This is a genomic window from Streptomyces sp. BE303 (assembly GCF_036290945.1).
In the GTDB taxonomy this organism is placed as follows: domain Bacteria; phylum Actinomycetota; class Actinomycetes; order Streptomycetales; family Streptomycetaceae; genus Kitasatospora.
Map to the genome: position 1 here is coordinate 1 of NZ_JAQYWZ010000664.1, position 2,722 is coordinate 2,722.

A 2,722-nucleotide genomic window follows, 5' to 3' on the forward strand; every position below is an offset into this window, starting at 1 on the left:
CGCAGAAACATCACCAGCGTGAGCACGGACACCAGGACCGCACCCACGGCCACGGTCCAGGAAAGCTGTATCGGGGTCAGGTTCATAACGGATCGGCCTCGCTGTGGGAATTGAAGGACAGGTCTGATCATCCGAAAAGCGGTCGACCCTAAGGCAGGAGACCGAACAGCGCCGACCTGTCGGTGAGTTCAGGGTTCTGTGCTCGGGCCGGCCGCAGGCTCCGGGCCGGGTGGTTCGGAGGCCTGAGGGAGGTCCTGCGCGGCCGCATCCGGCCTGGGCCCGGCCGTTCCGCTCGGATGTGTTCGGTGCGGTGCGGGATAGTCCGGCGAGAACGGCGGTGGCCGTCATGGCACGCCAGGCCTCGACACCTCCCCTCCACGGGCGGGCCCCCGGCAGCGTCCGGGCCCGGCGAAGGCCGCTGCACACGGGGCGGCGGCGCCACTCGACGCCGCGTCGGGTGATCACCACCACCCCGGCTCGGGGCCGGGGCGGTGTCCACCGCAGCTCGTGGACCGGCCTCGTCACCGGGGACGGTGGCGGTGGCGGGGTCAGGCTGTCCCACAGTTCTCCTCGGGGCGTGCGGGTGACTCGTGCCCGTGGTGCGGCGACGCCCGTCCAGGACGGCCGGCCGTCGGCGATACGCGGAGGAAGAGTCCGGGGCGGCGCCACCGTCCCGAGGCTTCGCCAATCCGTTACGGAAGTGACTCCTGAGGATCTGGGGTACCGAGGCTCGGGCCGGTGCCGACTCCGAAACCCAAGGGGCGTCCGCTGTTTGCCCTCACCACCCTCACCCGCTCCGAGGGCTCGCCCGTCGCCGCACTCGTCACCGGGATGCCGGAGAGCATCGAAATCCGACCGGCACGCACTCCGCCCGATTCGACCGGACGGCCCTCCCCCGCCACCTGGCCCTGACGAGCGGCCGTGGCGACGGCCCGGCGGACGCGCCGATCGGCGGCTTCGCGCACCCACGCGCCGTGGGGGCGCCGGGACAACGGTCACGGAACCTCCGGGGCGGTGCACAGACCGCTCGAACCGGCCACCCGTAGGGACCGCCCGGATGTCGGTCCACTCCGCCAGGGTCTCGACGATGGCGAGGCCACGGCCGCGTCCCTCCGGATCGACGCCGGAGGCACTCGGCACGGCACCCGCATGACAGCCGCTCTCGAACGGGCGTCGGCAGGCCCCCGCTGCACACCCGGACAGTCACCTCCGAGGTGACGAACCATCGAGCCCGAAGTAGGAGCGGGCCGCGGGCACGTACATCAGCACCTGTCCGACCACCGGGGGGACCACGAGGACGGTGATCGTCGCCGTAGCGGAGTCGGCATCTCCGTACAGTGCGGCGACGGCCACCAAACCGACCCCGGCGCACAGACCCATGACGGTGAGGACGGTCAGAGCCGCCCTGGCCCTCCGTCGGCCGGCGCGGGCCGCGCGGGCCACGGCGACGAACGCTCCCAGCACCGCCATCGCGGGGAACAGGAGCACGAAGTCTCCCACCTCCAGCCCGATGCGGACCCGCTCCGAGAAAACCGCCGCCAGCGCGACCCCTCCCGCGAACGCGATCAACAACCACAGCCGGAAGGACCAGCGCACCGCACCAGGAACCGGCGGGACGGCAGGGTCGCGGCTCAGACGGTCAGAAGGGGTCATGCGGGCGGTCATGCGGGTGTCCTCCACGGGATTTCGTGCGGCGGCGTGCCGGCGGCGCACCCGCGTCCGGTCAAGAGTGGAACGGCGCGTCCACCGAGCGACGAGCCTCCGAGATCGAACCGTCTCGCCCCTCCGAGCGAACACGCGCGAACGTGTTCGAATTGAACGGGTTCAAATATAGCCCTTCCAGAGTCGGCCGCGAGCCAGGAGTCCACCAGGACACGGCTCCGCGGACCGGTGAGCGGCGATCGGATCCGGCCAATGAAGCTGTTCACGGTGGCGGGTTCCGTCGCAGACCAGAACACGGGTGTCGCGGGCGCCAGAAGGAACCCGCCGGTCCGGCCACGCCCGGGCGGATCGACAGGTGACCGAATGCCGCCCCTCCGACCCCATAATCACTCACGTTCAAACACGATCTCGAACTTGATGGCTACTATTCCACCACTGCCTCCCCGGGATCCGCTCCGGGAGCGTTGACGCTGCATGCAGCCTCGACACCGGACCCCCTGCCGCTGCCGCCAGGGCCGCCTGTCGCCACATGAATGTCATGTCCATGACTTGATGGTGTTCTGCATGCCGCCCCCTGCACCGTCCAGAGCCGCAGCGGCCCCGCCCGGCGTCCCACCTGACGCACCACCGGCTGGCCGTTCGCTGCGCCGCACCCTGCGGCGCGGACCCGCGCCCGTCCGCACCAGCGGTCGGCAGGCAAAGGAGTGCCCGTGTCCCGCCAAGCTCCCCTGCACAGTCTCGCCGCGCTCGCCGTCACCACAGTCCTGCTGGTGACCGGCGCCCCGGTGGTCGCCGCTCAGGAGGTGTCCCCCACCCCGGCCGCGGCCGACCGGCAGGGCGCCGTCGTCGCCCTGCACCTCGGGCTCGCGCCCCAGGAGAAGCTCGTCGCCAAGGACGCCGTCCTCGACCCGGACGGCGGCCGGCACCTGCGCTACGAACGGACCTACTCCGGGCTCCCCGTCCTGGGCGGCGACCTCGTGGCGCACCAGGCCCCGAACGGAACCCTGCGCGGTGTCGACCGCGCGTCCGACGCACCCCTGACCGGCCTGAACACCTCACC

At 71.6% G+C, this 2,722-nt stretch carries 1 protein-coding gene and 1 pseudogene; one reads left to right on the plus strand and one right to left on the minus strand.

Annotated features, from left to right (window positions below):
* Positions 1–1,203 precede the first annotated feature (1,203 nt).
* A complete protein-coding gene (locus tag PUR56_RS16045; protein ID WP_329949427.1) occupies positions 1,204–1,665 on the minus strand; it encodes a hypothetical protein in 462 nt (153 codons plus the stop codon).
* Between the two features lie 707 nt (positions 1,666–2,372).
* Between PUR56_RS16045 and PUR56_RS16050 the strand changes: the two are divergent.
* Positions 2,373–2,722: pseudogene (locus PUR56_RS16050) on the plus strand (M4 family metallopeptidase); the annotation flags it as partial.